This is a genomic window from Vibrio sp. S234-5 (genome assembly GCF_000960595.1).
GTDB lineage: Bacteria > Pseudomonadota > Gammaproteobacteria > Enterobacterales > Vibrionaceae > Vibrio.
Genome location: NZ_JZAM01000113.1, coordinates 1 through 25,240 on the forward strand (window position 1 = coordinate 1; position 25,240 = coordinate 25,240).

Sequence of the window (25,240 nt, forward strand, 5' to 3'; positions counted from 1 at the left end):
CGATACCGAAGTATCAAATTGGTCACTCAGTTCATTGATAAATCTTTTGGATTATCATCAACGAGTGCCCACACAGATTGATAGGTTTATATTGTTAAAGAGCTTGCTTTTTGAGAAGCTTTTCTCTCGAAGCGGAGGTGCATTCTAGCGAGTTAATTTGAAGAGTCAAACACTTTTTCAAATTTCTTTTTTTAGAAGCTTTACCCTCTTACTGCACTGCTGAAGCCTTGTGGCGTCTGCCGTGTCAGTGGATGCGCATTATAGGCAGAACGTTTCTACGTGCAACTCTTTTTTTGCAAATAAATTCCAAAACAAGCCTGCTCGCTGCTTTATTGAGCAAACCTCACTAAAGAGGGCTAAAAAACCCTCTATTAACTCTGTAATTGTGGCGATACTCGATCAGATAAATGCGTAAGCATCAGCAAACATGCGCTCTCTGATCGCTTTTTTCTGCTGAGTAAACTGCTCTCTTGCTGCTCCAGCCATTTCAAATCGACCCGCAATGTAGATATCAAATTCCTGTAAGGATTCAAAATCGCTAGTTACCGCTTGAAGGACATTACCCACTTTCCCTTGCCAGTAAGCATCAACATCTTCTATAACAGGGACAAAATGGACGTGCCGGTGTTTTGCGGCAATGTCGTTTAGCTCACTTTTTGCGTACAATTGCGACTCATCGCGCGCGCCCCAATAAAGGTAGATAGTGCTTTGACGGTTTTGTGCAATACAATGGTCTAATATCGAACGCACGTAACTAAAACCAGTCCCACCCGCAATCAGAAGAAGCGGACGCTCGCTCTCTTCTTTTAACCAAGCGTCTCCGTGCGGCGCGTCAATATCAATTGATGATCCTGTTACCAACGCGTTTTTCATCGCTTCGACCACTTCAAGTGCATAAGCATTATGTTCCGCTGCACCAATATGAAGTTCAAGTTCACCTTCATGACGGCATGGACTACTTGCGATCGAAAACGGACGCTTATCTTTCTCGCCCATGACCACCATTAAATATTGACCCGCCTTAAATGCCACTGGTGTTTCAGGATGAAGCAGGATTTGATAGGTATTACTCGCCAACGGCTTAATTGACTTAACTTTGCATTGAATGGTCATGATGTTCCTCTTGCTTACTCTTCAAAAGTAAGCACTAAATTACTTTCTGCGTAGGCTTGGCAAGGAAAAATCCAGCCTTGCTGCTGCTCTTTATTGGTTAGCATGGGTTCGAGGTGATAACTCACCTCACCCGAGAGTTTTCGGCACATGCACATTGCGCAAGCGCCGATTTGGCAACGATGCGGGAAGCGAATATTATTGTTGAGCGCCGCTTCCAACACCGTTTCACCTTCCAACACGATGAATGTGACGTTCATTGGCAGAAGGTGGACTTGATGGCTCATAGAATACCTAACTCGTGCCAAATCGCATCGATTTTAGCCACAAGTTGCGGATCTTTTTTAATCGGGCTGCCCCACTCTCGTACAACCTCTGGGGCAAATTTGTTGGTCGCATCCAGCCCCAATTTCGAGGAGCCAGAGCACTTAATTTGCGCCGTGTCTCTGAGTGGATCCATACGTGTGGTTACCGCCCAAATGATGTCGCGCCAATCTTGAACATTAACGTCATCATCACACAAGATAATAAACTTGATATCTGCATAGGGAACAAAGAAATCCCACAGATGTTTCAGCAACGTTTGAGACTGACCAGCTCGCTCTTTTTTCATCGACGCAATAACAAATTGATGGTTAGCACTAGGAGGAAGATAAAGGTCAACGATTTCTGGGTGCTGTTGTTTCAGCGCCAATAAGTCGCATTCAGCCATCGCGTGGCTTTCTCGCTCCAGTACTGGCGTTCGCGTGGCCAGTTCAGCCGGCCACTTTATCGTTGCATCCAGCCCCATTTTTGACCCCAGACCGACCACTGGCGAAGCAAAGTCGAGTGAATCAATCGGTGTGTTATCGATCATCAAGGTATCTCGCACAGGGTCCATATGTTCAGTCATCGCTTTGACGACCTCATTCCAATCGCGTGCGTTAACCGATTCGTCGCACACTATCACGAACTTGGTATACATAAACTGACGCAGGAAAGACCACACTCCCATCATCACCCGCTTAGCATGCCCCGGATACTGCTTTTTCATCGTCACCACGGCCATGCGATACGAGCAGCCTTCGGGCGGTAGATAGAAATCTTCAATCTCTGGAAACTGCTTTTGTAAGATCGGCACAAACACTTCATTGAGTGCCACACCGAGCACAGCAGGCTCATCGGGTGGACGCCCAGTGTAAGTGCTGTGATAGATAGGATCGCGACGCATGGTGATGTGCGTAATGGTAAAGACGTGATGCTGCTCTTTTTCGTTGTAGTAGCCCGTATGATCGCCGTATGGACCTTCATCGGCAAATTCATTCGGGTCAATGTAGCCTTCCAGAACAATTTCCGCACTGGCAGGCACTTCCAAGTCATTACTGATCGATTGGACCACTTCGGTTTTACTGCCACGCAACAGGCCCGCGAAAGCGTACTCTGATAGAGTGTCTGGTACTGGCGTCACCGCGCCAAGAATCGTCGCTGGATCAGCACCAAACGCCACCGACACAGGAAAAGGTTGGCCTGGGTTTGCCTCCATCCAATCACGCAGATCCAAGGCACCACCACGATGAGCAAGCCAGCGCATGATGATTTTGTTCTTAGCGATTTTCTGCTGCCGATAAATGCCCAGATTTTGCCGCTTTTTGTATGGACCTCGAGTGACAGTGAGCCCCCAAGTGAGTAAGGGCGCGACATCTTCAGCCCAGCAACTCATGACTGGGATCTTGTCTAGGTCAACCTCATCTCCCTGCCAAACTATCTCTTGGCACGGCGCTTTACGCAGCTTTTTGGCTGGCATATTGAGCACTTGCTTGAACAGTGGGATCTTACCAAGTGCATCTTTAAAGCCGCGCGGCGGTTCAGGCTCTTTGAGGTAAGCCAGCAATTTCCCAACTTCACGTAGCTCTTTTACCTCGCTTCGCCCCATGCCCATGGCGACACGCTCTGGCGTACCAAACAGATTGGTGAGCACAGGAACACGATAGCCAATCGGGTTTTCAAACAGCAGTGCAGGCCCCGCCGCACGCAGCGTGCGATCGCTGATTTCTGTCATTTCATAGGCGGGGTCGACAGGGTGGGTAATGCGCTTCAGTTGACCATGTCGTTCAAGATGGTCAAGAAATTCACGTAAATCCTTAAAACTCATAGGTCTTTTGCGTAAAGTGATTAAACTTGCCGCAGTATAACAAATCGTATTCCGCTGCGAGGTGATTTTATTACTCTTTTCGCCTTGGCTACTGCAACGCCTGTAAAATCAACCCACGCTTTATGCGGTTGTTGCCTGCTATCACCTCTTCCAGCCAACTTGAGTGTCCTTGTTTCGCTAGCTCTCTCGCCACTAAAGGCGCGTCGTCTGGCAGAGCCATTCTGGTAATCAAAAACTGTTTCACTTCAGCAGTTAAAGGGTTGGCTTTGGTGAGTAAGGTGATCGCCTGCGCTTTCAAGCTGGGATTTTGCGTTGAAGACATGATTTGCCGCCAAGAAAAGTCATCGCCCACCGAGGCGAGGCGCTCTAATTCATTCTGACTGACGTGATCCGCCTTCATACGCCATAAAAGATTGTACACTTCGGCTTCTTCACTGACTTGAGCAAGACGAACCACCACGGGAGAAGGGGGCAGCCAAGTGGTCAACGGCGTGGCGGTCAATTGCTTTACCAAACCGTCTAACGCCTCCGGTGATAAGCTATCCAACTCTCGGATCAACAGCGCTTCTCGCATTTGCACTACGGGTTGCGACCCCGTCAACCAAGTTTGCAACTGCAATTCACCGCGCTCGGCGGCGAGAATGAAATCCAATGTGGTTTGATCCTGTTTCCAACGTTTCAACAAGCGATTAGCAACAGCGGGATAATTGAAAGCAGGAACGGTAAACTCATAGCCATCACCTTTTTCAACCACTTGGTAGCTCGGGATCATTTTGATTTGAGATTCAACAAAAATCGCCATTCTGGGCGTTAAAATAACGTCTTGCTTCTCCAGTTTATCGAGCAAAAGAAAACGGGCGGCTTCTTGTTGGGGCAGAGCTAAACGCTCCAATGCGAACTTCAGTTCGTGGGTTTGATCTCGAGCGACATACTCTAGCAGTTCAGCGACTTTACTGTGAACTTGTTCGTCCTGAAGCCACTGCTGTGCGGTCTCTGTCTGCATTTCCTGAGCAGACACATGTACAGGACCGAAAAGAAGTGACGTACTCAGGAGTAGCGAAGACAACATTCCTTGTTGCATGTTAACCTCCCGATAACATTTTCATCCATTCTGAAGAGTTCTCGGTGGAATTGCAAACAAAAACGCCACTGCGGACAGTGGCGTTTTTATTGTCAACCAATTACTGGCGACGCATGGCGTCAAAGAACTCGTCGTTAGTTTTGGTCATCGCCAACTTGTCGATCAAGAATTCCATCGCGTCAGACTCGCCCATCGGATGAACAATCTTGCGCAGAATCCACATTTTCTGCAGTTCATCGCTCTTGGTCAGGAGTTCTTCACGACGAGTACCTGAGCGGTTGAAATCAATCGCAGGGAAGACTCGCTTCTCAGCAATCTTACGGTTAAGGTGCAGTTCCATGTTACCTGTACCTTTAAACTCTTCGTAGATCACTTCGTCCATCTTAGAACCCGTATCCACTAGCGCCGTTGCGATAATGGTCAGGCTACCGCCTTCTTCCACATTACGTGCCGCACCGAAGAAACGCTTAGGACGATGCAGCGCGTTCGCATCCACACCACCAGTGAGTACTTTACCCGAAGAAGGCACAACGGTGTTGTATGCACGCGCAAGACGAGTAATCGAATCCAGCAGAATCACTACATCTTTCTTGTGTTCCACCAAGCGTTTCGCTTTTTCGATGACCATCTCAGCCACTTGCACGTGACGAGAAGCTGGCTCATCAAACGTCGAAGCCACCACCTCGCCTTTTACTAGGCGCTGCATTTCGGTTACTTCTTCTGGACGCTCATCAATCAGCAGCACCATCAACACACATTCAGGGTGGTTGTAAGTAATGCTCTGTGCGATGTTTTGTAGCAGCATGGTTTTGCCCGCTTTTGGCGGTGCCACAATCAAACCACGCTGACCTTTACCAATCGGCGATGCCAAATCGAGAACACGAGCGGTGATATCTTCTGTCGAGCCATTACCGCGCTCCATCACCATACGCTCATTGGCGTGCAGAGGAGTTAAGTTTTCAAACAGGATTTTATTACGTGCGTTGTCTGGTCGATCATCGTTAACCGTGTTGACTTTCAGCAAGGCAAAATAACGTTCGCCATCTTTTGGTGGACGAATTTTGCCTGCGATCGAATCGCCCGTGCGCAAGTTAAAACGACGAATCTGGCTTGGTGATACATAAATATCATCCGGACCCGCCAAGTACGAACTGTCTGCACTACGTAGGAAACCAAATCCGTCTTGCAGAATTTCCAGAACCCCATCGCCAAAAATATCTTCGCCACTTTTTGCGTGTGCTTTTAGGATTGCGAAGATGATGTCTTGTTTACGTAAACGTGCCAGGTTTTCCAGACCTAAGCTTTCGCCAAGCTTAACCAGGTCGGATACCGGGATGTTTTTCAATTCGGTAAGATTCATGGTGGTGGATTCTTGTTTAGTCAAAATAAGATCTATTTTCTAGTTAAGATGGATTTGGTCTCAGGATCGACCAAGAAGAGAAAGTTGTTTAATTAACGTGCGATAAATTAGCACTAAAAATAATCCTAGTCCAGAGTTTGAAAAAAACAAAACCGTGCATTTGAGATTCTGCACGGTTTCGTTTCTAACCACTTATGGATTATAGGTTTGCATCCAAGAACTCTTTCAATTGAGTTTTCGATAGCGCACCCACTTTTGTCGCTGCCACGCTGCCGTCTTTGAACAACAGCAGGGTTGGAATACCGCGAATGCCGAATTTAGGTGGTGTGCCTGCATTATGGTCGATATTTAGTTTACCGATAGTGAGTTTGCCTTCGTACTCTTCAGCAACTTCGTCCAGAATCGGCGCAATCATCTTACAAGGACCACACCATTCTGCCCAAAAGTCTACCAGTACCGGGCCTGCAGCCTTAAGAACGTCATTTTCAAAACCTTCGTCAGTCAGCTGCAAAATCTTATCACTCATCTTCCACTCCAATGTGTTTTTTTGAAACTGGTTGGGTGATAACCAGTAATTTGATGGTCTATTGGAATGTATTTGCTTTCTTAATGCAAGCTTTAGCTGATATTCTATAGCGATGAAAAAGACGCATATCACAGAGCAAAAGTTCGCCGACTTCGGGTTGCATCCGCAAGTTATTGAAGGATTGGACAAAAAAGGGTTTGAGTTTTGTACCCCGATCCAAGCCTTGGCGCTGCCGGTACTGCTCTCCGGCCAAGACATCGCAGGCCAGGCCCAAACTGGGACTGGTAAAACGCTCGCGTTTCTTACTGCTACCTTTAACCATCTCCTGACTACGCCAGCACATGAAGGCCGTCAGCCAACCCAGCCGCGTGCGATTATCATGGCGCCAACGCGTGAACTGGCTATCCAGATTTACAACGATGCCGAACCTTTGATCGCCAGCACAGGGATCAAAGCGGCACTAGCTTACGGCGGCGAAAGCTACGATAAGCAACTCGCAAAACTGCAAGACGGCGTGGATGTGTTGATCGGCACGACAGGCCGTATTATTGACTTCTACAAACAGCGCGTATTCGGCTTAAACAACATTCAAGCCGTGGTGTTGGATGAAGCAGATCGCATGTTCGATCTTGGCTTTATTAAAGACATCCGTTTCTTGTTCCGCCGTATGCCAGCACCACAAGAACGTTTGAACATGTTGTTCTCTGCGACACTCTCTTACCGCGTGCAAGAGCTGGCATTTGAGCACATGCACAATCCTGCGCATGTGGTGGTGGAACCGGCACAAAAAACAGGTCATCGCATTCAAGAAGAGCTGTTCTATCCTTCTAATGAAGACAAAATGGCCCTGCTACAAACGCTGATTGAAGAAGAATGGCCAGATCGTGCGATCGTCTTTGCCAACACCAAGCATCGCTGTGAATCGATTTGGGCTCATCTGGCGGGCGACAACCACCGTGTTGGCCTACTGACTGGTGATGTACCACAGAAGAAACGCGAAAAAATTCTTGAGCAATTTACCCAAGGCGCGGTAGACATTCTGGTCGCCACCGATGTCGCGGCACGTGGCTTACACATCCCACAAGTCACGCACGTGTTTAACTACGATCTGCCTGACGATTGCGAAGACTACGTTCACCGTATTGGCCGTACAGGCCGTGCTGGCGAGAGTGGTCATTCGATTAGCTTTGCTTGTGAAGAGTACGCGATTAACCTGCCAGCGATTGAAGAGTACATTGAACACGCGATACCGGTTTCTGAATATGACCACGACGCGCTGATCAAAGATCTCCCAGCGCCCGTTCGCACCCCATCAGCGCGTTCGCAACAGCGCCGAACCAACACCAGCGGCGCACGTTCTGGAGACAGAAAGTCAAACAACCGCCGTCCGCGCGGACCTCGCCAACCAAGGGAAGCCTAAACCGTTTATGAGCCAGACAGGAACATCACCGCTCTATGCCGCCATCGACCTCGGGTCGAACAGTTTTCATATGCTCGTTGTGCGTCATATCGATGGCAGCGTTCAGACTATGGCCAAAATCAAGCGCAAAGTTCGCCTTGCTGCGGGCCTAGATGAACACCATGCGCTCAGCATGGAAGCGATGCAGCGTGGATGGGACTGCCTGAGCCTGTTTGCAGAAAGGCTGCAAGATATTCCGGCAGAGAACATTCGCATTGTCGGCACAGCGACCCTGCGAACGGCAACCAATGTGGATCTCTTCTTACAAAAGGCTAACCAGATCCTCGGCCATCCGATTGAAGTGATCAGCGGCGAAGAAGAAGCAGCGACGATCTACAAAGGCGTCGCGCACACCTCTGGCGGCAGTGGTCGCCGCCTAGTGGTGGACATCGGTGGCGCAAGTACCGAGCTGATTATTGGCGAAGGCTTTGAAGCCAAAGCGCTAACTAGTCTGCGCATGGGTTGCGTGACGTGGTTGGAAAACTTCTTTAAAGACCGCCAGCTCAATGCGCGCAACTTTGACAACGCCATTGAAGGTGCAAAACAAATCCTCAAACCGGTGCTTGCGCAGTACAAAGAGCTGGGCTGGGATGTGTGTGTCGGCGCGTCCGGCACTGTCCAAGCGCTACAAGAGATCATGTTGGCGCAGGGCATGGACGAAGTGATTACTCACGCCAAGCTCAAGCGTCTACAAAAGCAAGCCATGCTCGCCGACCATCTCGAAGAGCTGGAAATTGAAGGGCTCACTTTAGAACGTGCTTTAGTCTTTCCTAGCGGTTTATCGATTCTAATTGCGGTTTTTGAACTGCTAGAGATCGATGCCATGACACTGGCTGGCGGCGCGCTGCGTGAAGGGCTCGCCTACGAAATGATGGAAGAGCTCCGTCAAGACGACATCCGCTCTCGCACCATTGCCAGCATACAAACTCGCTATCAACTCGACAGTCAATATGGTCAACAAGTAGCGTCTCTCGCTCTGCGCTTGCTAGAACAAGCTGGCGGCGAGGAGTGGATAGCCGAGCCTCAAGGCAAAGTGTTGCTAGAAACCACCGCGAAGTTGCACGAAATCGGTTTGACCATCGATTACAAGAAAGGCGGTGAGCACAGCGCTTACTTGCTGCAGCACCTTGATTTGCCGGGTTTTACTCGCGCACAGAAATTCTTTATCGGTGAACTAGCAAGACGCTATCGAGATCAGCTTACGTCACTCCCTGAACAGCATGCCCTATCCGGCAACAGCGCCAAACGCGTGCTGCGCTTGCTGCGCCTCGCGGTGTTGCTGTCGCATCGTCGCCGTCCTGAGCTGGAACCTCAAATCACACTCATCGCCGAAAACGACAAACTCACGCTGCAAATCAGCGCTGGCTGGTTAGCGCAAAACCCGCTGACGGCAGCAGAACTGGAAACCGAAGCCAATCGCCAGACTGACATCGGTTGGCCAATGGTGATTGAAGCGAACTAATGCTTTGAATCGACATTGAACAGCAAAAAGCCCAAGTTGTTATCACTTGGGCTTTTTCTTTGCACTTGACTCTTTCTCTTAGCGCGAGCTTTGCGCCAAAGTAAATTGCGGATTCACCGCCGTGAGTTTCTTGGTCAAATAGTTGAGTAGCACGCCATACATGGGCACAAAGAGTCCCAAACTGATCACCAATTTAAAACCGTAATCCACCAGCGCGATTTCCGTCCAGTGCTCCGCCATAAACGGATCGGGGCTTTGGTAAAAAGCAATGGCAAAAAAGGCGATGGTATCGAGCGCGTTACCAAACAAAGTGGAACAAGTTGGCGCAACCCACCACTGCTTCATTTGACGCAGACGGTTAAACACATGCACATCCATGATCTGTCCAAGCAGGTAAGCCATAAAGCTGGCGATAGCGATACGCGCCACAAACAGATTAAACTCACTCAGATGGGAAAAGCCTTGAAACTGCCCCTCAAAAAACAGCACCGAAAGCACGTAAGAGACCGCCAGTGCAGGCAACATCACTAAGAAAATGATTCTTCTTGCCAAAGCTGCGCCAAACACACGTACCGTAAGATCGGTTGCAAGGAAGATAAATGGGAACGTAAAAGCGCCCCAAGTGGTGTGTAAACCAAAGACGGTAAAGGGCAATTGCACCAAATAGTTACTGGAAGCAATGATGATTAAATGGAATAAAACCAGATAGATAAGGGCGTTGCGCTGCTGCGCAGGGGTAAAGTGACTCATGCGATACCTTTTTAGTTTGGTTTGGGGGCGAGGGAACCCAAATCGAATGCATCAGAAAACTGACACGATTCTTACCAACAATGTTATAGAAAATAGGAAACTGGCCGCTAATGCAGCGGCGGGCGATTATACCTTAATCAGTTTTTCACACAAGCCACGAAAAACAGGCAATCGTTTAAGCGCGATAAATTTTCCGGCATCCATAAAAAAGGGGGTTTCATGTGAAACATCCTATTCAAAAATAAGCCTTTTCTTTTATCTGCGCTTTTATCTGCGCATGAAGGAGATGCAACTAAAATTGTTGGCGAAACAGTTGCGCCAGAAAATCCATCTCCTCACGGCTCTCTGCAACGCTTAAGGATTCAAACCACACCGCTTCACTGTAATGCTCAGCTTTCAGAAACAAGTGCCGCCCTTCAAAGTCAATCAGCCAGCTATGGATGTCACCGTCCCACTGCGTCTCCAATACTTGAGCCGAAAGTAATTTGACTAAACGTTCGCCCAGTTGAGGAAACGTATCAAGATTAAAGCTCGGCGTGGTGATCAGCAAACGCCCCTCTTCGGCCAGATAATCGGCTAATCCAAATTCCTTGTGCGTCTCAACCATAATTCGTGATGTGCTCCTGAATTAAATCTAAAAACGGATCGGCGTATTTTTCCAACTTGCGCTGCCCCACCCCACTCACCGCCAACATTTCGCCATACGAGGTCGGCAATATTTCGGCCATATCGATCAAGGTCGCATCACTGAACACCACGTAAGGAGGCAGGCCTTCTTCATCGGCGATCGATTTACGCAGTTTGCGCAGTTTGGCGAACAGTTTCTTATCGTAATGTTTGTTGGAGAGCTTATCGGCTTTGGCGCTGCGCACGGTGGTATCCAAACGCGGCACCGCCAACTCAAGCGCAACATCCCCGCGTAGCAACGGACGCGCCTCTTCCGTCAGTTGTAGCGTCGAGTTGCGAGTGATGTTTTGCAGCAGCAGCCCTTTGTGGATCAACTGACGAAAAATACTGACCCAATAATCATGACTGTGATCGCGCCCAAGGCCATAGGTGGTGATTTTGTCGTGGCCATTTTCTCGAATGCGGATGTTTTGCATCCCGCGCAGCACTTCCACCACATAACCCATACCGAAGCTTTGGTTAACGCGGTACACACAGGAAAGTGCTTTGCGCGCCTCTTCGGTGGCATCAAAATGTTTCGGTGGATCAAGGCAAATGTCGCAGTTGCCGCACGGCTTGTCGCGATACTCACCAAAGTAGTTAAGCAGTACCTGACGACGGCACGTCTGCGCTTCGGCAAACGCACTCATGGCATTCAGCTTGTGGCTCTCCACCTGCTTTTGTGGCCCGTCATCTTTCTCATCCAACATGCGCCGCAGCCAAGTAATGTCGGCCGGATCGTAGAGCATCATCGCTTCGGCTGGCAGGCCATCACGTCCTGCTCGCCCAGTTTCCTGATAGTAGGATTCAATGTTGCGCGGGATGTCAAAATGGACCACAAACCGCACGTTGGGCTTGTTGATCCCCATACCAAACGCGACCGTGGCTACGACGATCTGAATATCATCACGCTGAAACGCTTCTTGGACATAGGCACGCTCATCGGCGTCCATACCGGCGTGATAACCCGCCGCACGGATATGGTTGTTGCACAGCTTCTCGGTCAGCATCTCCACTTTTTTACGGCTGCCACAGTAGATAATGCCGCAGTTGCCTTTTTGCGTTTCCAAATAGCGGATCACTTGCGAAACGGGTTTGTGTTTTTCGACCAAATCGTAGCGAATGTTGGGGCGGTCAAAGCTACCCAGATAAACGTGCGGTTGCTTAAGGTGCAAACGGCTAAGAATATCACTGCGCGTAGCGTCATCGGCGGTGGCAGTGAGCGCCATAAACGGCACTTGGGCAAAGCGTTGCTTTAACTGGCCAAGCGCCGCGTATTCCGGACGAAAGTCATGCCCCCACTGGGAAATACAGTGCGCCTCATCCACCGCAATCATCGCCAACGGCAAATTTTCCAGCCGTTCCATAAAATCGCGCATCAGCACCCGTTCCGGTGAGGTATACACCAGCTTCAACTCGCCAGCGTGCATGCGGTTATACACGCTGAGCAAATCCTCGCGTGTCATGGTTGAGTTAACGCACTCTGCCGCCACGCCGTTGGCTTTGAGTTGATCCACTTGGTCTTTCATCAGTGAGATCAGCGGGGAAATCACTAAAGTGATGCCCGGCAGCACCAACGCTGGGATCTGGTAACAGAGCGATTTACCGCCACCGGTCGGCATGATCACGAGGCTATCTTGCCCGTTGAGCGCGGCGTCAATCACCTGCTGCTGGCCGACACGGAAGGTCTGATAGCCAAACACCGCTTGCAAGACACTTTGCGGCGTCGTTGGCAATTCGGCAGGGTCAGCAAGCAGCGTGGAAGTCATGGATATACTCAGTTAGTTTTGCAAAGAGGTGCACGTCCAGCACAAGGCTGGGAGCGTTAATGAGGGCATATTGTAAAGGGGTTTGATGGTGAATAAAACCGCAAAATACTAGGTGATTGCTTAGCCCGCTCGTATACTGGCCCATCCTTTGAAACAACGACAGTGAAGGCGAAATGACAATAGAAGAACAACAACGCGTACGCCAAGGTGTGCTTCTGGCCATCGGCGCTTATACCATGTGGGGCATTGCACCCATCTATTTCAAATCGATCTCGTCCGTTTCGGCGCTGGAGATCCTCAGTCACCGCGTGGTTTGGTCTTTCTTCTTATTGGCTGCCTTACTGCATTTTGGGCGCAACTGGCGTGCCGTCAGCGCCGTGATCACCAATAAAAGCAAAATGCTTTATCTGGTTTCAACCGCTATTTTGGTCGGGGTCAACTGGCTGATTTTCATCTGGGCGGTCAATGCCAACCACATGCTTGACGCAAGCTTGGGCTATTACATCAACCCGCTTTTCAACGTCTTGCTCGGGATGATTTTTCTCGGTGAGCGGCTGCGCAAATTGCAGTGGTTCGCTGTCGCGCTTGCTGCCTGCGGGGTACTGGTGCAGTTGGTGATGTTTGGCTCTGTGCCTATCGTCGCCATAGCGCTCGCCATGAGTTTCGGCGTGTATGGCCTACTGCGTAAAAAAGTCAGCGTTGACGCGCAAACGGGCTTGTTTATCGAAACCTTGGTCATGCTGCCAGCAGCGGCCATCTATTTGCTGTTTATTGCCTCTACCTCGACGTCAAACCTACTGGACAACCCAGCCAGTCTGAACATCCTCTTGGTCGCGGCAGGCGTAGTCACCACCTTACCCCTACTCTGCTTTACCGGTGCGGCAACGCGACTCAAGCTCTCTACTTTGGGGTTTTTCCAATACATTGGCCCAAGCTTGATGTTTTTGCTCGCCGTACTGATTTATGGCGAAGCATTTACCTCCGACAAAGCCATCACCTTCGCCTTTATCTGGGGAGCGTTGCTGCTCTTTAGCTTTGATGGGCTGCACAACAACCGTAACGTTAGGCGTGCTGCCACCGCGCAGTGATCGTTTTTTACAAGACAAGCCCCTAATTCGTCGATAAGCTTGGTCGCAAACTGACCAAGCTTTTTTTTCAATTGATGGAACAGATCCACTACATTCCGACTCATCATGAGCAACTCAGCCTGATCGATGCGAAATATCAGAAGTTTGCCTTCTCGCGGCATTACCATCTGGATTTCCATATCGGGCTGATTACCCATGGCGAGCAGAAATTCCAGCATCAAGGTTCTCACCATCACGTCGGCCACGGTCAAATCGTGATCATGCCACCGGATGAGCTGCACGATGGGGAAGCCAAACTAGAGAGCGGCTATCAAGTCAATGTGTTTGCGATCGAGCCACACCTGTTAAGTGATCTCGCCGATCTTAAGCAAAACGGTCAAATTATCGGCTTTAATCAGTTGATCATCTCCGATCCTGCGATTTTCTTACAATTACGCAACCTACATTGCTTGCTGCGTGAAGAAAAGCTCAGTGTGCTAACCAAAGATTGCCTTCCTTTTGAAGGGTTTAACTCGCTTTTTGATCGTTATGGATCGTTGAGCAGGCAAAAAGTGGTACCGCTTGGCCAGAAATCGATGAGCAGTTTAAAAGAGTATTTGATGACGCATCTTGACCAAGCGGTGCGTTTAGACACACTCGCCGCGCTTTGTCAGCTCTCTCCGACGCAATTCCAGCGCCAATTTAAGGCGCAAATGGGCATTACTCCCTATGCGTGGTTTAGCCGCCTGCGTTTGGAGCAGGCGATGAAACTGCTGCACGCCGGGTACTCGGCCACCGATGTTGCTCATCAAATTGGCTATTACGATCAAGCGCATTTCACTAAAGCTTTCAAACACACCTATGGCGTAACTCCAGCGCAAATTTCTCGCTAAGCTGTCGATAATTTACAAGCGCGCGGCTGCTGCGTCAGAGACAATCCGTCTCACGATGTATTGATTGAGATCTTTTATGAATGAACTAACCGTATTACTCACCTTAGCCAGTGTGCACTTTGTCGCTTTAATGAGCCCAGGGCCGGATGTCGCCTTGGTGGTACAAAACGCTTCCCGTTACGGCCGTCAAACCGGGCTGTTTATTGCTTTGGGTCTGTCGGTTGGCATCTTGCTGCATTCGCTGCTGAGCCTGACCGGGGTCAGCTATCTGGTCCACCAGCAGCCTTTGCTTTATACCCTGTTGCAGCTCTTGGGCGGCAGCTATCTGCTCTATCTCGGTATCGGCGCACTGCGCGCAGTGCTAAGCCACAAAGCGGCTTGCAACGGCGAACCCACACGCGCCGCAGCAACATTGCAGCTCAATAACCAACGCCAAGCTTTTCTCAAAGGCTTTGCCACCAATATCCTCAATCCTAAAGCGCTGGTGTTTTTTGTCAGCTTACTCTCCAGCTTGATCCCCAGCAGCATGTCGCTCAGCGGCAAAGCGATGGCGATCGGTATCTTGTTCAGCCTGTCTTTGGCTTGGTTTACCAGTCTCGCTTGGGCACTTTCGGGTTCGCGGGTACAAAAACATTTGCAGCAAGCAAGCGTCTATATCGATGGAATTTGTGGCGTGCTGTTCTGCTTAATCGGCAGCGGAATCTTGTACCGCAGCGTCTCAAGTTGGTTAACGCACAGTTTGGCATAGCGTTTTGCTCGCTCACTTGTAAGAGATCTCTCACAAGTGAGTAAGCCAACGTCGAAAGCTGCGTGCGACAAGGTAATAAAAGTCAAGATAACTCATTGATAATTAATTATTTGCGCAATTATTATTCAATCAATAAAACCATAAAAACGCCAAAACACGCCTTGTTGCCAGAGTGAATCACGCTAATATGGACCCTGTCGGAAGGATGCTGACACGGAACAGGAAATCACCAAGGATTCGGTGGTCTTCAGGAAGGAGACACGGTTACTCAGGATGAGCAATCGGCACGGACAGCAAACTGGACATTGAACGGACGCAAGCGTAACTAGGATGGTTACGACTAAGGATGGCAATGGACACCTCTGGAAGAGGAAGGACTTTACATCAGGATGATGTCAGGGACACCGCTCAGGGAACAAGTGATGGATACCAACGAGGATTGTTGGTCGACCAGGATAGGGTCAAGGACACCGCTAGGATGGCGACGTAAGGACTAAGCTGACGGATTCGGCATACTATCAAGGATTTGATGCAGGGAGCACTTTCGTAGCTGGATTGCTGCAAGTAAGACTATAACCCCGGTGGGCATACGCTCCCGGGGTTTTTCTTTGCTTGCCATGTTAATCCAATTCATTCATAAAAAAACGGCGCGTTTTGCGCCGTTTGTCATTGAAGCCAATTGATGGGCAATCACATTTTTTCCAGTTTCGCGTAAGCGGTCACTAACCACTTGATCCCTTCACCATTAAAAGCGACTTGTACTCGGCCTTGCGCGCCACTGCCTTCGAAGTTGATGATAGTGCCTTCGCCAAACTTAGGATGACGCACGCGCGAGCCGAGTGAGAATCCGGTTTCGTTGAAGTTGTCCTTCACCGCCGCTTGGCTAAAACGGCCACTGCTGGCCGGACGGCTCACTTGCGCTTTCATGCGCACTTCATCTAAGCAAGTTTCCGGGAGCTCACGAATAAAGCGTGACGGTTTGTGATACTTATCTTGGCCGTATAAGCGGCGCATTTCGGCGTAGGTGATGTAGAGTTTTTGCATCGCACGCGTCATACCGACGTAGCACAAACGCCGCTCCTCTTCCAAACGCCCGGCTTCTTCGGCAGACATTTGACTGGGGAACATGCCCTCTTCCACCCCGACCATAAACACCAGCGGGAACTCCAATCCTTTGGCGCTGTGCAGGGTCATCAGTTGTACCGCGTCTTCAAAATCGTCCGCTTGGCCTTCCCCCGCTTCTAACGCTGCGTGGGTAAGAAAGGCGGTCAGCAGACTCATCTCTTGTGCTTCTTCCGGCTTTTCAAACTGACGCGTCGCTGTCACCAGCTCTTCCAAGTTCTCAATACGCGCTTTGGATTTTTCGCCTTTTTCCTGCTCATACATGCTGTACAGACCCGACGATTTGATTACATGGTCAGTTTGCACGTGCAGCGGCATCTCAAAGCTGTCATCTTCCAAGGCATTAATCAGCTCGATGAAACGCCCCAAAGCGGTTGCAGCGCGACCAGTGAGCACTTGCTCTTCAATCACGCCAATACTCGCTTCCCATAGGGTACAACCGCGATCACGCGCCGCGAAGCGCACCGTTTCCAGTGTTTTATCCCCCAAGCCGCGGGTCGGGGTGTTGACCACCCGCTCAAACGCCGCGTCGTCATTACGATTGGCGATTAAACGCAAGTAGCTCAGGGCATCTTTGATCTCTTGGCGTTCGAAGAAGCGCATGCCGCCGTAAATGCGATACGGCAGACCCGCTTGAATCAACGCCTCTTCCAGCACCCGCGACTGGGCGTTATTGCGATAAAGCATCGCCGCATCGTTGAGCGCACCGCCTTTGTCTTGCCACTCTTTGATTTTGCTCACCGCAAAACGCGCTTCGTCCAGCTCGTTGTATGCAGAATAGATCGAGATGGGTTCGCCTTGCACGCCATCGGTCCACAGCTTTTTGCCCAATCGCTCGGTGTTATTGGCAATCAGTGCGTTCGACGCGTCGAGAATGGTTTTAGTCGAACGGTAGTTTTGCTCAAGGCGGATGGTGTTAACACTTGGAAATTCGAGCGTGAACTTCTCAATATTCTCCACTTTTGCCCCGCGCCAACCGTAGATAGATTGATCGTCGTCACCCACGATCATCACATGGCACTCAGGCCCGGCCATCATGCGCAGCCAAGCGTATTGAATGTTGTTGGTATCTTGAAACTCGTCGACCAAAATGTGCTTAAAGCGCGCTTGGTAATGTTCACGAATGTGTTTTTTCTCACGCAGTAGCTCGTGGGCGCGCAGCAAAATTTCCGCAAAGTCGACCAAACCCGCACGGTCGCACGCTTCTTGATAAGTGGCATAAAGCTGCAAATAGGTTTTGGTCACCGGATCATGGTAAGCATCGATGTGCGCTGCACGTAGCCCTTCATCTTTCTTGCCGTTGATCCACCAAGCCACCTGACGCGCTGGCCACTGCTTCTCATCTAAGTTTTGCGCTTTGATCAGTCGCTTTAGCAAACGCTGCTGGTCGTCACTATCGATGATCTGGAAATCTTCCGGCAACTTGGCATCGAGATAGTGGGCACGCAAGATGCGATGACAGATACCGTGAAAGGTGCCGTTCCACATACCCGAGGCACTGCCCATCATCAACTCTTCAATACGGCCGCGCATTTCCGCCGCCGCTTTGTTGGTGAAGGTGACTGACATGATCGAAAACGGCGACGCTTGCTCCACCGACATCAACCAAGCGATGCGGTGCACCAGAACGCGGGTTTTGCCACTGCCGGCACCTGCGAGGACAAGTAGATTTTCAAGTGGCGCGGCAACGGCTTCACGCTGTTTGTCGTTCAGGCCATCGAGTAAAAGTGAAGGATCCATCATGATAAGAGCTACTGGTTATTTATACAGAAACGCCGATTATAACCTAACCAGTTTGCCATTTCAGACAAAATTCACTTTTGAGCAAGCCAAAGCTTATGTCTATTTTTTCAGATAGTTAGTATGTTTTTTCTGGATCTTTTAAAAAATAGTATTTTTTCCTGAAAGTTTTTTCACCACGTCGCTGTCCTTTTAACCATGCAAGTCATGGCAAGCGTCAGGCTTGTGTCACTAAGTACAATAATCAGTCTAAGGAACACATCATGAAAAATTCAAATCTCGCCGTTACTGCCGTTGTCACTGGTTTGCTCGCAATGGGAGGATCGCTTCTGACCGCCGCGCCAGCAATGGCAGCGGAAAAAGAGAAATGCTACGGCGTGGCCAAAGCAGGCAAAAATGACTGCGCGACTAAATCCAGCTCGTGTGCTGGCACCGCAAAACAAGATAACCAGAAAGATGCGTTTGTCGTATTGCCAAAAGGCCTGTGTGACAAACTTGCTGGCGGCAGCACTAAAGCCTCTTAATCCAAACGCACCTCATTAGAAAGGAGCTCGGCACTCAACCCCAGCTCCTCTTTCCCCTAGCAAGCAAATGGAGCAGACAATGGCAAATACTTACCATGACGATGTTGGGGTGGGTTTGCGGCTTGCGCATCTTGACTATTTTTACCAGCAACGACCGCCGCTTTCTTGGCTGGAGATACACAGCGAGAATTACTTTCACCCACACACGCTAGAGCGGAAAAAACTCAACCAACTGGCCAACGATTATCAACTGGGCTGTCATGGAATCGGTTTATCTCTCGGCTCGGTGGATGGCATCGACTCCTCGCATCTACAACGTTTGAAAGCCTTGGTGGATGATTTACAACCGCGCTTTGTTTCTGACCATCTCAGTTGGAGCGAACACGGCGGGCACTATTTTAATGATCTGCTGCCACTGCCTTACACTGAAGAAGCTCTCGAGGTGTTTTGCCGCAATGTGCTAAGGGTTCAGGAGTATCTTGGGCGCGCCATCTTGGTGGAGAATCCGTCCAGTTACGTTCGCTATCAGCACTCGACCATCAGCGAGTGGCAATTTCTCGCCGAAGTGCAGCGCCGTACCGACTGTCGTTTACTGCTCGATCTCAATAACGTGTATGTTTCGGCGTACAACCACGGGTTCGACTGCCAAGAATATCTCGCCGCGCTTCCGGCCGATTGTGTCGACGAAATTCATTTGGCTGGCTTTACCATCAAGTCGCTACCACAAGGCGAAATATGGATAGATACCCACAGCCAACCCGTTTCACCGGCTGTCTGGCAACTTTATCAAGCGTGGATTGCCAAGCATGGTCGACGCCACACCTTAATTGAGTGGGATCTCGATTTGCCCGCGCCCGACGTGCTGCTAGGCGAAGCGCGCAAAGCAAGCGACCTGCTCTTTCAGTCATGCCTTGCAAAGGAGGCATCATGAGACTGGCCGACTTACAGCAACGTTTCGCCCGCGCTCTACACTATCAAGCATCAGGGGAGACGTGTGACATCGTCAGCGATCAGTTCACGGCCGATGAGCGGATGCAGATCTATCGCAACAACTTCGTCATCGGTTTAAGCGAGTTGCTGGAACTGAGCTACCCGAAAACCCGCTTGTTGCTCGGCGAAGCCTGCTTTGCCCAAATTGCGCGGCAACATGTACTGCGCGTGCCCTTAACCCAAGCCGATGTGTCGAACTATGGCGAAGGGTTCGAGTCAACCTTAGCGCAATTTCCACAGGTGATTGAACAGGTCCCTTACTGCCGTGAGTTTGCCTGTTTTGAATGGACCATCGAACTTTGCCAGTTGCAATGGCAAGAGGCGCGAAAACCTTCGCAGGCACAACCTTTAGACGCGCTCGCGCAGATTGATCCTGCGCGCCATGGCGAGGTGCGTTTTCATCTGGCCGTTGGTGTCGCTTGTTTTGCCGCCGATTACGCGCTGTTCTCGCTGCACCAAGCGATTCACGAGCAGTGCTTTGACGATTTGCACATCGAGCAAGCGCAAGCTGGCGTCATTCAGGTATTTGCAGATCGCTCCTATCAGTGCATGCCGTTAACACCCGCCGCGTTTGCGCTGCTCACGCAATTACAGCAAAAAGCGTTAGCAGCGATAGATGCCGAGTTACTGGCCGAGTTAAACGCCTTGGTTGAACTTGGCGTCATCAGCCATTTTTCACTGCCATAAAGAAAAAGGAAAAGTTATGAGTTCGAAGTTAGCTGGCCTGCTTGCCCGCTACGATAGCGCCACAGCTGCGATGCAAACCGCTTTGCTGCCGTTTTTGTTGCTGGGGCTACGCCTTAGCGTTGCTTGGGTATTTTTCCGCTCCGGTCTAAGCAAAATCGCCAACTGGGACAGCACACTTTACCTCTTCGAATTGGAATATCAGGTGCCGCTGATTCACTGGCAATTGGCCGCTTATCTCGCCACAGCAGGAGAACTGTTGCTGCCTGTCTTACTTGCCGTTGGCTTGTTGACGCGAGTCGTAGCGAGTGCGCTGTTTGTCATCAACGCAGTGGCGGTGCTCTCTTATCCACTGCTGTGGGAACAAGGGTTTTATGACCACCAGCTATGGGGGTTGATGATTTTAGTGTTGATGATTTGGGGCGCTGGCCCCTTCTCCGCCGATCAACTGGTGCGGCGCACGCTGACTCATTAACATAACCAGTGAATAAAAAAATCCCCGCTACAAACTGGCGGGGATTTTTTTATCAAAACGACTTGTTGTTCAGGTAGGCAAGCAGCTCATCGGCGGAGATGCCTTGTTTGGCTAGCTCTTTCGCCATCGTTTCTACCTGCTCTCCTTTACGAGATTCGATAACCTTTTGAAACTGATAGACGATGTCTCTGAGAACAGGCAGAGGAACTTGTTTCGCCGCACTGCGAATTCGCTCTTCGCTTTGATTGCCTAGCTCATTGAGTAATTTGCCAAACATGATTTTCTCTGGAGACTCTTCCATCTGTTCAAGAATACGAGCCATTTCATAAGTGGTTAACGACATTACCTGTAAATTCCGTTAAGTGTCGGGGAAAATGTGAACGACAAATATACACGGGTTCGAATAGCAGTAAAACTCTATTTTTGCCCGTCAGCTCAAGCAGCTGCTGCTTGTGTATGCCAACTTTTACCTACTTTTGAAAAGAGAATAAACAGTGCAGGCAATAACAACCACATTTGCAGCGCAATCATATTAGACGCCTCTAACTCAAAACGCTGCATGGTACCTACTAAAAATCCTGAGCCACTCATCTGGAACAGACCCAATAGCGCGGCCGCGGTTCCCGCCTTGTCACCAAACGGCTCCAGCGCTTTACCAGCCGCAGCGCCTAAGATACAAGCGAACCCGACCGAAGAGAGGAAGATTGGTAGCATGAAGGCGAAGGGTGTGCCACTACTCGCCATCAGCACCATGACAAAGCCAGCCAGACCGAGTGTCATTACACCGACCACTAGGGTGTTGTGCGTGCCCCATTTATCCATAAATTTCGGTGCCAGCAAACACGCGGCAATGTTAATCACGGCATTCACACCAAACCAGAAAGTAAACTGGTTCATGCTCAGGCCCATGCCTTCCATCAACACCACTGGCGCTGACGTCACATAAGCCAAAATCACCGCCATCGCCAACAAACACAAGGTGGCATGGAAAACAAACGACGGTGTACGCAGCACCGCCCAGTAACGGCTCAATTTAAACACCGCTTGTTTTTCCGTAGCAGGGTTGGTTTCACGCATGTTGAAAAACATCATGGTGCCCACCACCAGCGCGAAACCAGCCATAAAACTGAAGTTAGCACGCCAGCCAAATTGCTGAGTGAGCCAACTGCCGAGAATGGGCGCAAGCGCCGGAATAAAACAGATCGCGCCATTGAGGTAGCTGATCATTTTGCCGCTTTTTTGCGGACCAAAGATATCGCGAACTGTCGCAAAGGCTGCTACCGATGTTGCACACGCACCTAAGCCTTGTAGCAAACGAGATACCAACATCCACTCGATATTTTGCGCGCTCCACGCCAATAAAGCGCTCAACGCGTAGATGGTGATACCTCCCAATGCAACAGTTCGCCGTCCGAGTTTATCTGCCAGCGGGCCAGCGAATAACTGTCCGACCCCCATAGCAAACAAAAACCAGGTAATGGTGTCTTGCGCCAGTGCATGCTCTACGGAAAAGGCATTGGAAATAAGCGGTAAAGCGGGCAGATAGATATCAATGGCCAAGGGACTAAACAGCACCAACAAGGTCAACAATACCATCTGCATCTTCGTAGTTTGACTCTGCACAGACACAAAACACTCCAAATTGAACAAGAACTTTTGCTGAAGTTTATCCACATCGTGATATGAATAGAAATGATATATAATCATCGCTGATATTCTCATAAGGAAACTCTAGAATGAATATTGAGAAACTGTCGCGTTTGGATCTCAATCTGCTGGTGTGCCTTAAAGTGCTGTTTGACGAGCTAAATGTGACTAGAGCCGCGCATCGGCTCTGCTTAAGCCAATCGGCGGTGAGTAAATCCTTGGCCAAACTGCGCGAGCAGTTTGACGATCCGCTGTTTGTCCGCCACTCGCACGGTTTAACACCGACTGCACGTGCGCTGTTCCTGCGTCCAAAGCTCGAACTGCTGATCAACCAGTTAGAGATGCTCACCTTGCCAGAGCAGTTTCATCCTGACAGCAGCGAATACCGTTTTCGCATCGCCGCAGTGGAAAGTGTTTACCCGCTGATCTTGCCCCATTTTCTGCCGTCGATTTTCCACCAAGCACCGAATGTCACCATCAGTACCCACTCTTGGTCAGATCAGACCTTTAAAATGTTGCAGCGCGGCGAACTCGATCTCGGTATCACAGGCAAAGATATCGACATCAACGACGCCAAACTGACCATGCTGCCACCAGCGGATATTCGCGAACAAGAGATTTACCGCGACAATCAGATGTGTGTGGTGCGTAAAAACCACCCCGCCCTAAAGCAAGGCTGGAGCCTTGAAAGCTACCTTTCACTGCGTCACGTGCAGGTACGCTGTGACGGCAACGAGCGTTGGTTGCTCGACTACCGCTTGGCGGATATTGGCCGAGAACGTGACATTGCTATCACCGTCCCAGACTTTAATAGCGCAGCCAATCTCTGCTCTTACACCGATTTCGTCTTCACCGCGCCGAGCCACTTCGTCCATCTCGCGGCCAAGCAACTTGATCTGCAAGTGCTGCCGCTACCCATCGAATTCCCCCCAATGGCGTATACCTTATTCTGGCATCGTGATAGAGAAAACGACCCTGCACTGAGCTGGCTGCGCAATATGATCACGCAGAAGACGCTGCACCTTAGGTAAAAATTTCGCCATTTATTTGCGTGCTTGGGATAAAATGAGTAGCTTAACAGCCGATAGTCCTCCGGGCTCATCGATGGTCTGTGGTCCTTACACGGAAGGTAAGGCGCTGCTCCCAACCTGAGCAAACGGAGCCACAATAAAAGGAAAGACAACAGATGCATAATGCTACTCACGAGCGTGTTGCCGCCATTCGTCAATGGTTAGTGCAACACCACATCGACGCCCTACTCGTTCCACACGAAGATGAATATCTGGGCGAATACGTCCCTGCGCACAACGAACGCTTACACTGGTTGACCGGGTTCACCGGCTCTGCTGGCGCAGCCCTGATCACACAAGAAAAAGCAGCGATGTTTGTTGACGGTCGCTACACAGTGCAAGTGACCAAACAAGTCCCTGCTGAGCTCTTTGAATATCGCCACCTGATTGAAGAACCGGCGCTCGATTGGCTCAAAACAAACTTGCCGCGTGGTGCATCGGTGGCGATCGATCCTCGCATGCACAATGCTACTTGGCTCAGCAACGCGCAAAGCAAACTGGCGGATGTGTTGCAGCTAAAGATATTGGACGCCAACCCGATCGATCAGCTATGGCACGATCGCCCAGCCCCTATCGTTTCTGAGGTAAGATTGATGCCAACCGAAGCGGTCGGCCAGTCTTGTGCTAGTAAGCGTGAGGAAATTGGCCAGCTTGTCAGCCAAAGCGGTGCTGACAGTGCGGTGATTACCGCGCTCGATTCCATTTGCTGGTTACTCAATGTGCGCGGTCTTGATGTCTCTCGTCTGCCTGTTTTGCTTTCACACACGATTTTGCATCACGATGGCAGCGTCGACTACTTTCTCGATCCTGCTCGCTTACCCAGCGAGTTTGCCTCACATGTTGGCCAAGGTGTCACTGTCTATCACCCAGAGCAACTCGCGGATCGCCTACAAGCGTTGAGCGGGAAAAAAGTGCTGGTTGACCCCGCAACCAGCAACGCTTGGTTCAAGTTGGTGCTACAAAATGCGGGCGCAGAGGTAATCAGTGCCGCCGATCCTTGCTTGATGCCAAAAGCGGCGAAAAACGCCGTTGAGATTGCTGGCATGAAAGCGTGTCATGTTCGTGATGGTGTAGCAATGTCTAAGTTCCTTTGTTGGCTGGACGCAGAAGTCGCTGCGGGTCACCTGCATGATGAAGCAACACTGGCCGACAAGCTGGAAGCGATTCGCCGCCAAGATCCGACCCTGAAAGACCTCAGCTTTGACACGATTTCAGCGGCGGGCAGCAATGCTGCCATGTGCCACTACAATCATGAAAACCAGCCCAAGCCAGGACAGTTGCAAATGGATACTCTGTATCTGGTTGACTCAGGCGGCCAATATCTGGATGGCACTACCGACATCACGCGTACAATTGCTATCGGTAATCCAAGCGCAGAGATGATCAAACAGTTCACGTTGGTACTGAAAGGTCACATCGGTGTGGCCAGCGCACACTTCCCTAAAGGCACACGTGGTTATCAAATTGATACGTTAGCCCGTCAGCATCTTTGGGCAGAAGGATTCGACTATGATCACGGCACCGGTCATGGTGTTGGCCATTTCCTCAGCGTGCATGAAGGCCCTGCCAGCATCTCCAAGCGACAGATTGATGTCCCACTGGTGGCCGGCATGGTGCTTTCTAATGAACCGGGCTATTACCGTGCTGATGCATTTGGTATCCGTATTGAGAATCTGGAGTTGGTGGTCGAGCAGCCAACACAAGGGGATTTCCCTGTGCTGACTTTTGAATCCTTGACTCGATGCCCGATCGACAAGCGGAACATTAATGTCGATATGCTGACAGACGCGGAGCTAAATTGGCTCAACGATTATCATCAAAAAGTTTGGCACGCGCTCAGCCCATTGGTGGATAGTGACGTGAAAGCTTGGCTATCAGCCGCAACGCAGCCATTAGCTCGCAATTAGCACCTAGTTCGCAATTAACACCGACCTACACAGTGCCAATGTGTGCCGAATTAGTCATT

General features: G+C 50.2%; 23 protein-coding genes. 11 read left to right on the forward strand and 12 right to left on the reverse strand.

Going from position 1 to position 25,240, the window contains the following annotated elements:
* Nucleotides 1-399: 399 nt before the first annotated feature.
* The 6 genes from fre to trxA form a co-directional block, all read right to left on the reverse strand.
* Nucleotides 400-1,113 (reverse strand): NAD(P)H-flavin reductase, encoded by a 714-nt coding sequence (gene fre, locus UF06_RS03780; RefSeq protein WP_045569254.1) that lies wholly within the window; start codon nt 1,111-1,113, stop codon nt 400-402.
* A 14-nt stretch (nt 1,114-1,127) separates the two neighbouring features.
* Nucleotides 1,128-1,397, reverse strand: coding sequence for a 2Fe-2S iron-sulfur cluster-binding protein (locus tag UF06_RS03785; protein WP_045569255.1), 270 nt, complete (start codon nt 1,395-1,397; stop codon nt 1,128-1,130).
* Nucleotides 1,394-3,241, reverse strand: coding sequence for a 4-hydroxy-3-polyprenylbenzoate decarboxylase (gene ubiD, locus UF06_RS03790; RefSeq protein WP_045569256.1), 1,848 nt, complete (start codon nt 3,239-3,241; stop codon nt 1,394-1,396). Before ubiD ends, UF06_RS03785 begins: the two co-directional genes overlap by 4 nt.
* Nucleotides 3,242-3,329: 88 nt before the next feature.
* Complete coding sequence (locus tag UF06_RS03795) at nt 3,330-4,322, reverse strand: hypothetical protein (protein ID WP_045569257.1); 993 nt, start codon at nt 4,320-4,322, stop codon at nt 3,330-3,332.
* A 100-nt stretch (nt 4,323-4,422) separates the two neighbouring features.
* Nucleotides 4,423-5,682 carry a transcription termination factor Rho gene (gene rho, locus UF06_RS03800; protein WP_045569258.1) on the reverse strand — a complete coding sequence of 420 codons (1,260 nt, stop codon included), beginning with the start codon at nt 5,680-5,682 and terminating at the stop codon, nt 4,423-4,425.
* A 199-nt stretch (nt 5,683-5,881) separates the two neighbouring features.
* On the reverse strand, nt 5,882-6,208 hold the full coding sequence (gene trxA / locus UF06_RS03805; protein ID WP_045569259.1) for a thioredoxin TrxA: 327 nt from the start codon (nt 6,206-6,208) through the stop codon (nt 5,882-5,884).
* Between the two features lie 112 nt (nt 6,209-6,320).
* Here trxA and rhlB point away from each other — a divergent pair, with 112 nt between their 5' ends.
* Both rhlB and gppA read left to right on the forward strand, forming a co-directional pair.
* Nucleotides 6,321-7,628 carry an ATP-dependent RNA helicase RhlB gene (gene rhlB / locus UF06_RS03810; protein WP_045569260.1) on the forward strand — a complete coding sequence of 436 codons (1,308 nt, stop codon included), beginning with the start codon at nt 6,321-6,323 and terminating at the stop codon, nt 7,626-7,628.
* A gap of 7 nt (nt 7,629-7,635) precedes the next feature.
* Nucleotides 7,636-9,129, forward strand: coding sequence for a guanosine-5'-triphosphate,3'-diphosphate diphosphatase (gene gppA, locus UF06_RS03815; protein ID WP_039439413.1), 1,494 nt, complete (start codon nt 7,636-7,638; stop codon nt 9,127-9,129).
* Nucleotides 9,130-9,207: 78 nt separating this feature from the next.
* On the opposite strand, the gene UF06_RS03820 is transcribed toward gppA, so the two are convergent.
* The 3 genes from UF06_RS03820 to recQ form a co-directional block, all read right to left on the reverse strand.
* Complete coding sequence (locus UF06_RS03820) at nt 9,208-9,879, reverse strand: 7-cyano-7-deazaguanine/7-aminomethyl-7-deazaguanine transporter (RefSeq protein WP_039437597.1); 672 nt, start codon at nt 9,877-9,879, stop codon at nt 9,208-9,210.
* 292 nt (nt 9,880-10,171) lie between these two features.
* A complete protein-coding gene (locus UF06_RS03825; RefSeq protein ID WP_039422217.1) occupies nt 10,172-10,486 on the reverse strand; it encodes a DUF3630 family protein in 315 nt (104 codons plus the stop codon).
* Nucleotides 10,479-12,314: an ATP-dependent DNA helicase RecQ gene (gene recQ / locus UF06_RS03830; RefSeq protein ID WP_045569261.1), complete on the reverse strand. Its 1,836-nt coding sequence runs from the start codon at nt 12,312-12,314 to the stop codon at nt 10,479-10,481. Before recQ ends, UF06_RS03825 begins: the two co-directional genes overlap by 8 nt.
* Nucleotides 12,315-12,487: 173 nt before the next feature.
* Between recQ and rarD the strand changes: the two genes are divergently transcribed.
* The 3 genes from rarD (at nt 12,488) to UF06_RS03845 (ending at nt 15,022) form a co-directional block, all read left to right on the forward strand.
* Complete coding sequence (gene rarD / locus UF06_RS03835; RefSeq protein ID WP_045569262.1) at nt 12,488-13,402, forward strand: EamA family transporter RarD; 915 nt, start codon at nt 12,488-12,490, stop codon at nt 13,400-13,402.
* A 74-nt stretch (nt 13,403-13,476) separates the two neighbouring features.
* The gene (locus tag UF06_RS03840) at nt 13,477-14,274 is read left to right on the forward strand and encodes an AraC family transcriptional regulator (RefSeq protein ID WP_045569263.1); all 798 of its coding nucleotides are present in this window, start codon (nt 13,477-13,479) and stop codon (nt 14,272-14,274) included.
* A 76-nt stretch (nt 14,275-14,350) separates the two neighbouring features.
* Entirely contained in the window at nt 14,351-15,022 is a 672-nt protein-coding gene (locus tag UF06_RS03845; protein ID WP_045569264.1) for a LysE family translocator, read from the forward strand.
* 690 nt (nt 15,023-15,712) lie between these two features.
* On the opposite strand, the gene uvrD is transcribed toward UF06_RS03845, so the two are convergent.
* Nucleotides 15,713-17,887 carry a DNA helicase II gene (uvrD, locus tag UF06_RS03850; protein ID WP_045569265.1) on the reverse strand — a complete coding sequence of 725 codons (2,175 nt, stop codon included), beginning with the start codon at nt 17,885-17,887 and terminating at the stop codon, nt 15,713-15,715.
* Nucleotides 17,888-18,147: 260 nt separating this feature from the next.
* Between uvrD and UF06_RS03855 the strand changes: the two genes are divergently transcribed.
* The 4 genes from UF06_RS03855 (at nt 18,148) to UF06_RS03870 (ending at nt 20,557) form a co-directional block, all read left to right on the forward strand.
* The gene (locus tag UF06_RS03855) at nt 18,148-18,408 is read left to right on the forward strand and encodes a DUF2282 domain-containing protein (RefSeq protein WP_045569266.1); all 261 of its coding nucleotides are present in this window, start codon (nt 18,148-18,150) and stop codon (nt 18,406-18,408) included.
* A gap of 79 nt (nt 18,409-18,487) precedes the next feature.
* Nucleotides 18,488-19,339, forward strand: coding sequence for a DUF692 domain-containing protein (locus UF06_RS03860; protein ID WP_045569267.1), 852 nt, complete (start codon nt 18,488-18,490; stop codon nt 19,337-19,339).
* On the forward strand, nt 19,336-20,085 hold the full coding sequence (locus UF06_RS03865; RefSeq protein WP_045569268.1) for a DNA-binding domain-containing protein: 750 nt from the start codon (nt 19,336-19,338) through the stop codon (nt 20,083-20,085). The genes UF06_RS03860 and UF06_RS03865 overlap by 4 nt, the downstream gene beginning before the upstream one ends.
* A 16-nt stretch (nt 20,086-20,101) precedes the next feature.
* The gene (locus UF06_RS03870) at nt 20,102-20,557 is read left to right on the forward strand and encodes a DoxX family protein (protein ID WP_045569269.1); all 456 of its coding nucleotides are present in this window, start codon (nt 20,102-20,104) and stop codon (nt 20,555-20,557) included.
* 52 nt (nt 20,558-20,609) lie between these two features.
* Here the strand turns inward: UF06_RS03870 and UF06_RS03875 are convergent, their stop codons facing one another.
* A complete protein-coding gene (locus tag UF06_RS03875) occupies nt 20,610-20,900 on the reverse strand; it encodes a hypothetical protein (RefSeq protein ID WP_045569270.1) in 291 nt (96 codons plus the stop codon).
* A 92-nt stretch (nt 20,901-20,992) separates the two neighbouring features.
* Nucleotides 20,993-22,159: a multidrug effflux MFS transporter gene (locus UF06_RS03880; RefSeq protein ID WP_226972506.1), complete on the reverse strand. Its 1,167-nt coding sequence runs from the start codon at nt 22,157-22,159 to the stop codon at nt 20,993-20,995.
* Between the two features lie 134 nt (nt 22,160-22,293).
* Between UF06_RS03880 and UF06_RS03885 the strand changes: the two genes are divergently transcribed.
* Entirely contained in the window at nt 22,294-23,235 is a 942-nt protein-coding gene (locus UF06_RS03885; RefSeq protein WP_039440471.1) for a LysR family transcriptional regulator, read from the forward strand.
* A gap of 155 nt (nt 23,236-23,390) precedes the next feature.
* Nucleotides 23,391-25,181, forward strand: a complete 1,791-nt coding sequence (locus tag UF06_RS03890) for an aminopeptidase P family protein (RefSeq protein ID WP_045569271.1) — start codon at nt 23,391-23,393, stop codon at nt 25,179-25,181.
* Nucleotides 25,182-25,240: the final 59 nt, after the last annotated feature.

Coding starts and splice junctions, on each gene's coding strand:
- rho (WP_045569258.1), bottom strand. CDS start 5,682: ATGAATCTTACCGAATTGAAAAACATCCCGGTATCCGACCTGGTTAAG.
- rarD (WP_045569262.1), top strand. CDS start 12,488: ATGACAATAGAAGAACAACAACGCGTACGCCAAGGTGTGCTTCTGGCC.
- trxA (WP_045569259.1), bottom strand. CDS start 6,208: ATGAGTGATAAGATTTTGCAGCTGACTGACGAAGGTTTTGAAAATGAC.
- UF06_RS03880 (WP_226972506.1), bottom strand. CDS start 22,159: ATGCAGATGGTATTGTTGACCTTGTTGGTGCTGTTTAGTCCCTTGGCC.
- UF06_RS03795 (WP_045569257.1), bottom strand. CDS start 4,322: ATGCAACAAGGAATGTTGTCTTCGCTACTCCTGAGTACGTCACTTCTT.
- fre (WP_045569254.1), bottom strand. CDS start 1,113: ATGACCATTCAATGCAAAGTTAAGTCAATTAAGCCGTTGGCGAGTAAT.
- UF06_RS03820 (WP_039437597.1), bottom strand. CDS start 9,879: ATGAGTCACTTTACCCCTGCGCAGCAGCGCAACGCCCTTATCTATCTG.
- gppA (WP_039439413.1), top strand. CDS start 7,636: ATGAGCCAGACAGGAACATCACCGCTCTATGCCGCCATCGACCTCGGG.
- ubiD (WP_045569256.1), bottom strand. CDS start 3,241: ATGAGTTTTAAGGATTTACGTGAATTTCTTGACCATCTTGAACGACAT.
- UF06_RS03865 (WP_045569268.1), top strand. CDS start 19,336: ATGAGACTGGCCGACTTACAGCAACGTTTCGCCCGCGCTCTACACTAT.
- UF06_RS03825 (WP_039422217.1), bottom strand. CDS start 10,486: ATGGTTGAGACGCACAAGGAATTTGGATTAGCCGATTATCTGGCCGAA.
- UF06_RS03870 (WP_045569269.1), top strand. CDS start 20,102: ATGAGTTCGAAGTTAGCTGGCCTGCTTGCCCGCTACGATAGCGCCACA.
- rhlB (WP_045569260.1), top strand. CDS start 6,321: ATGAAAAAGACGCATATCACAGAGCAAAAGTTCGCCGACTTCGGGTTG.
- uvrD (WP_045569265.1), bottom strand. CDS start 17,887: ATGATGGATCCTTCACTTTTACTCGATGGCCTGAACGACAAACAGCGT.
- UF06_RS03875 (WP_045569270.1), bottom strand. CDS start 20,900: ATGTCGTTAACCACTTATGAAATGGCTCGTATTCTTGAACAGATGGAA.
- UF06_RS03885 (WP_039440471.1), top strand. CDS start 22,294: ATGAATATTGAGAAACTGTCGCGTTTGGATCTCAATCTGCTGGTGTGC.
- UF06_RS03890 (WP_045569271.1), top strand. CDS start 23,391: ATGCATAATGCTACTCACGAGCGTGTTGCCGCCATTCGTCAATGGTTA.
- UF06_RS03840 (WP_045569263.1), top strand. CDS start 13,477: ATGGAACAGATCCACTACATTCCGACTCATCATGAGCAACTCAGCCTG.
- UF06_RS03855 (WP_045569266.1), top strand. CDS start 18,148: ATGAAAAATTCAAATCTCGCCGTTACTGCCGTTGTCACTGGTTTGCTC.
- UF06_RS03845 (WP_045569264.1), top strand. CDS start 14,351: ATGAATGAACTAACCGTATTACTCACCTTAGCCAGTGTGCACTTTGTC.
- UF06_RS03860 (WP_045569267.1), top strand. CDS start 18,488: ATGGCAAATACTTACCATGACGATGTTGGGGTGGGTTTGCGGCTTGCG.
- UF06_RS03785 (WP_045569255.1), bottom strand. CDS start 1,397: ATGAGCCATCAAGTCCACCTTCTGCCAATGAACGTCACATTCATCGTG.
- recQ (WP_045569261.1), bottom strand. CDS start 12,314: ATGACTTCCACGCTGCTTGCTGACCCTGCCGAATTGCCAACGACGCCG.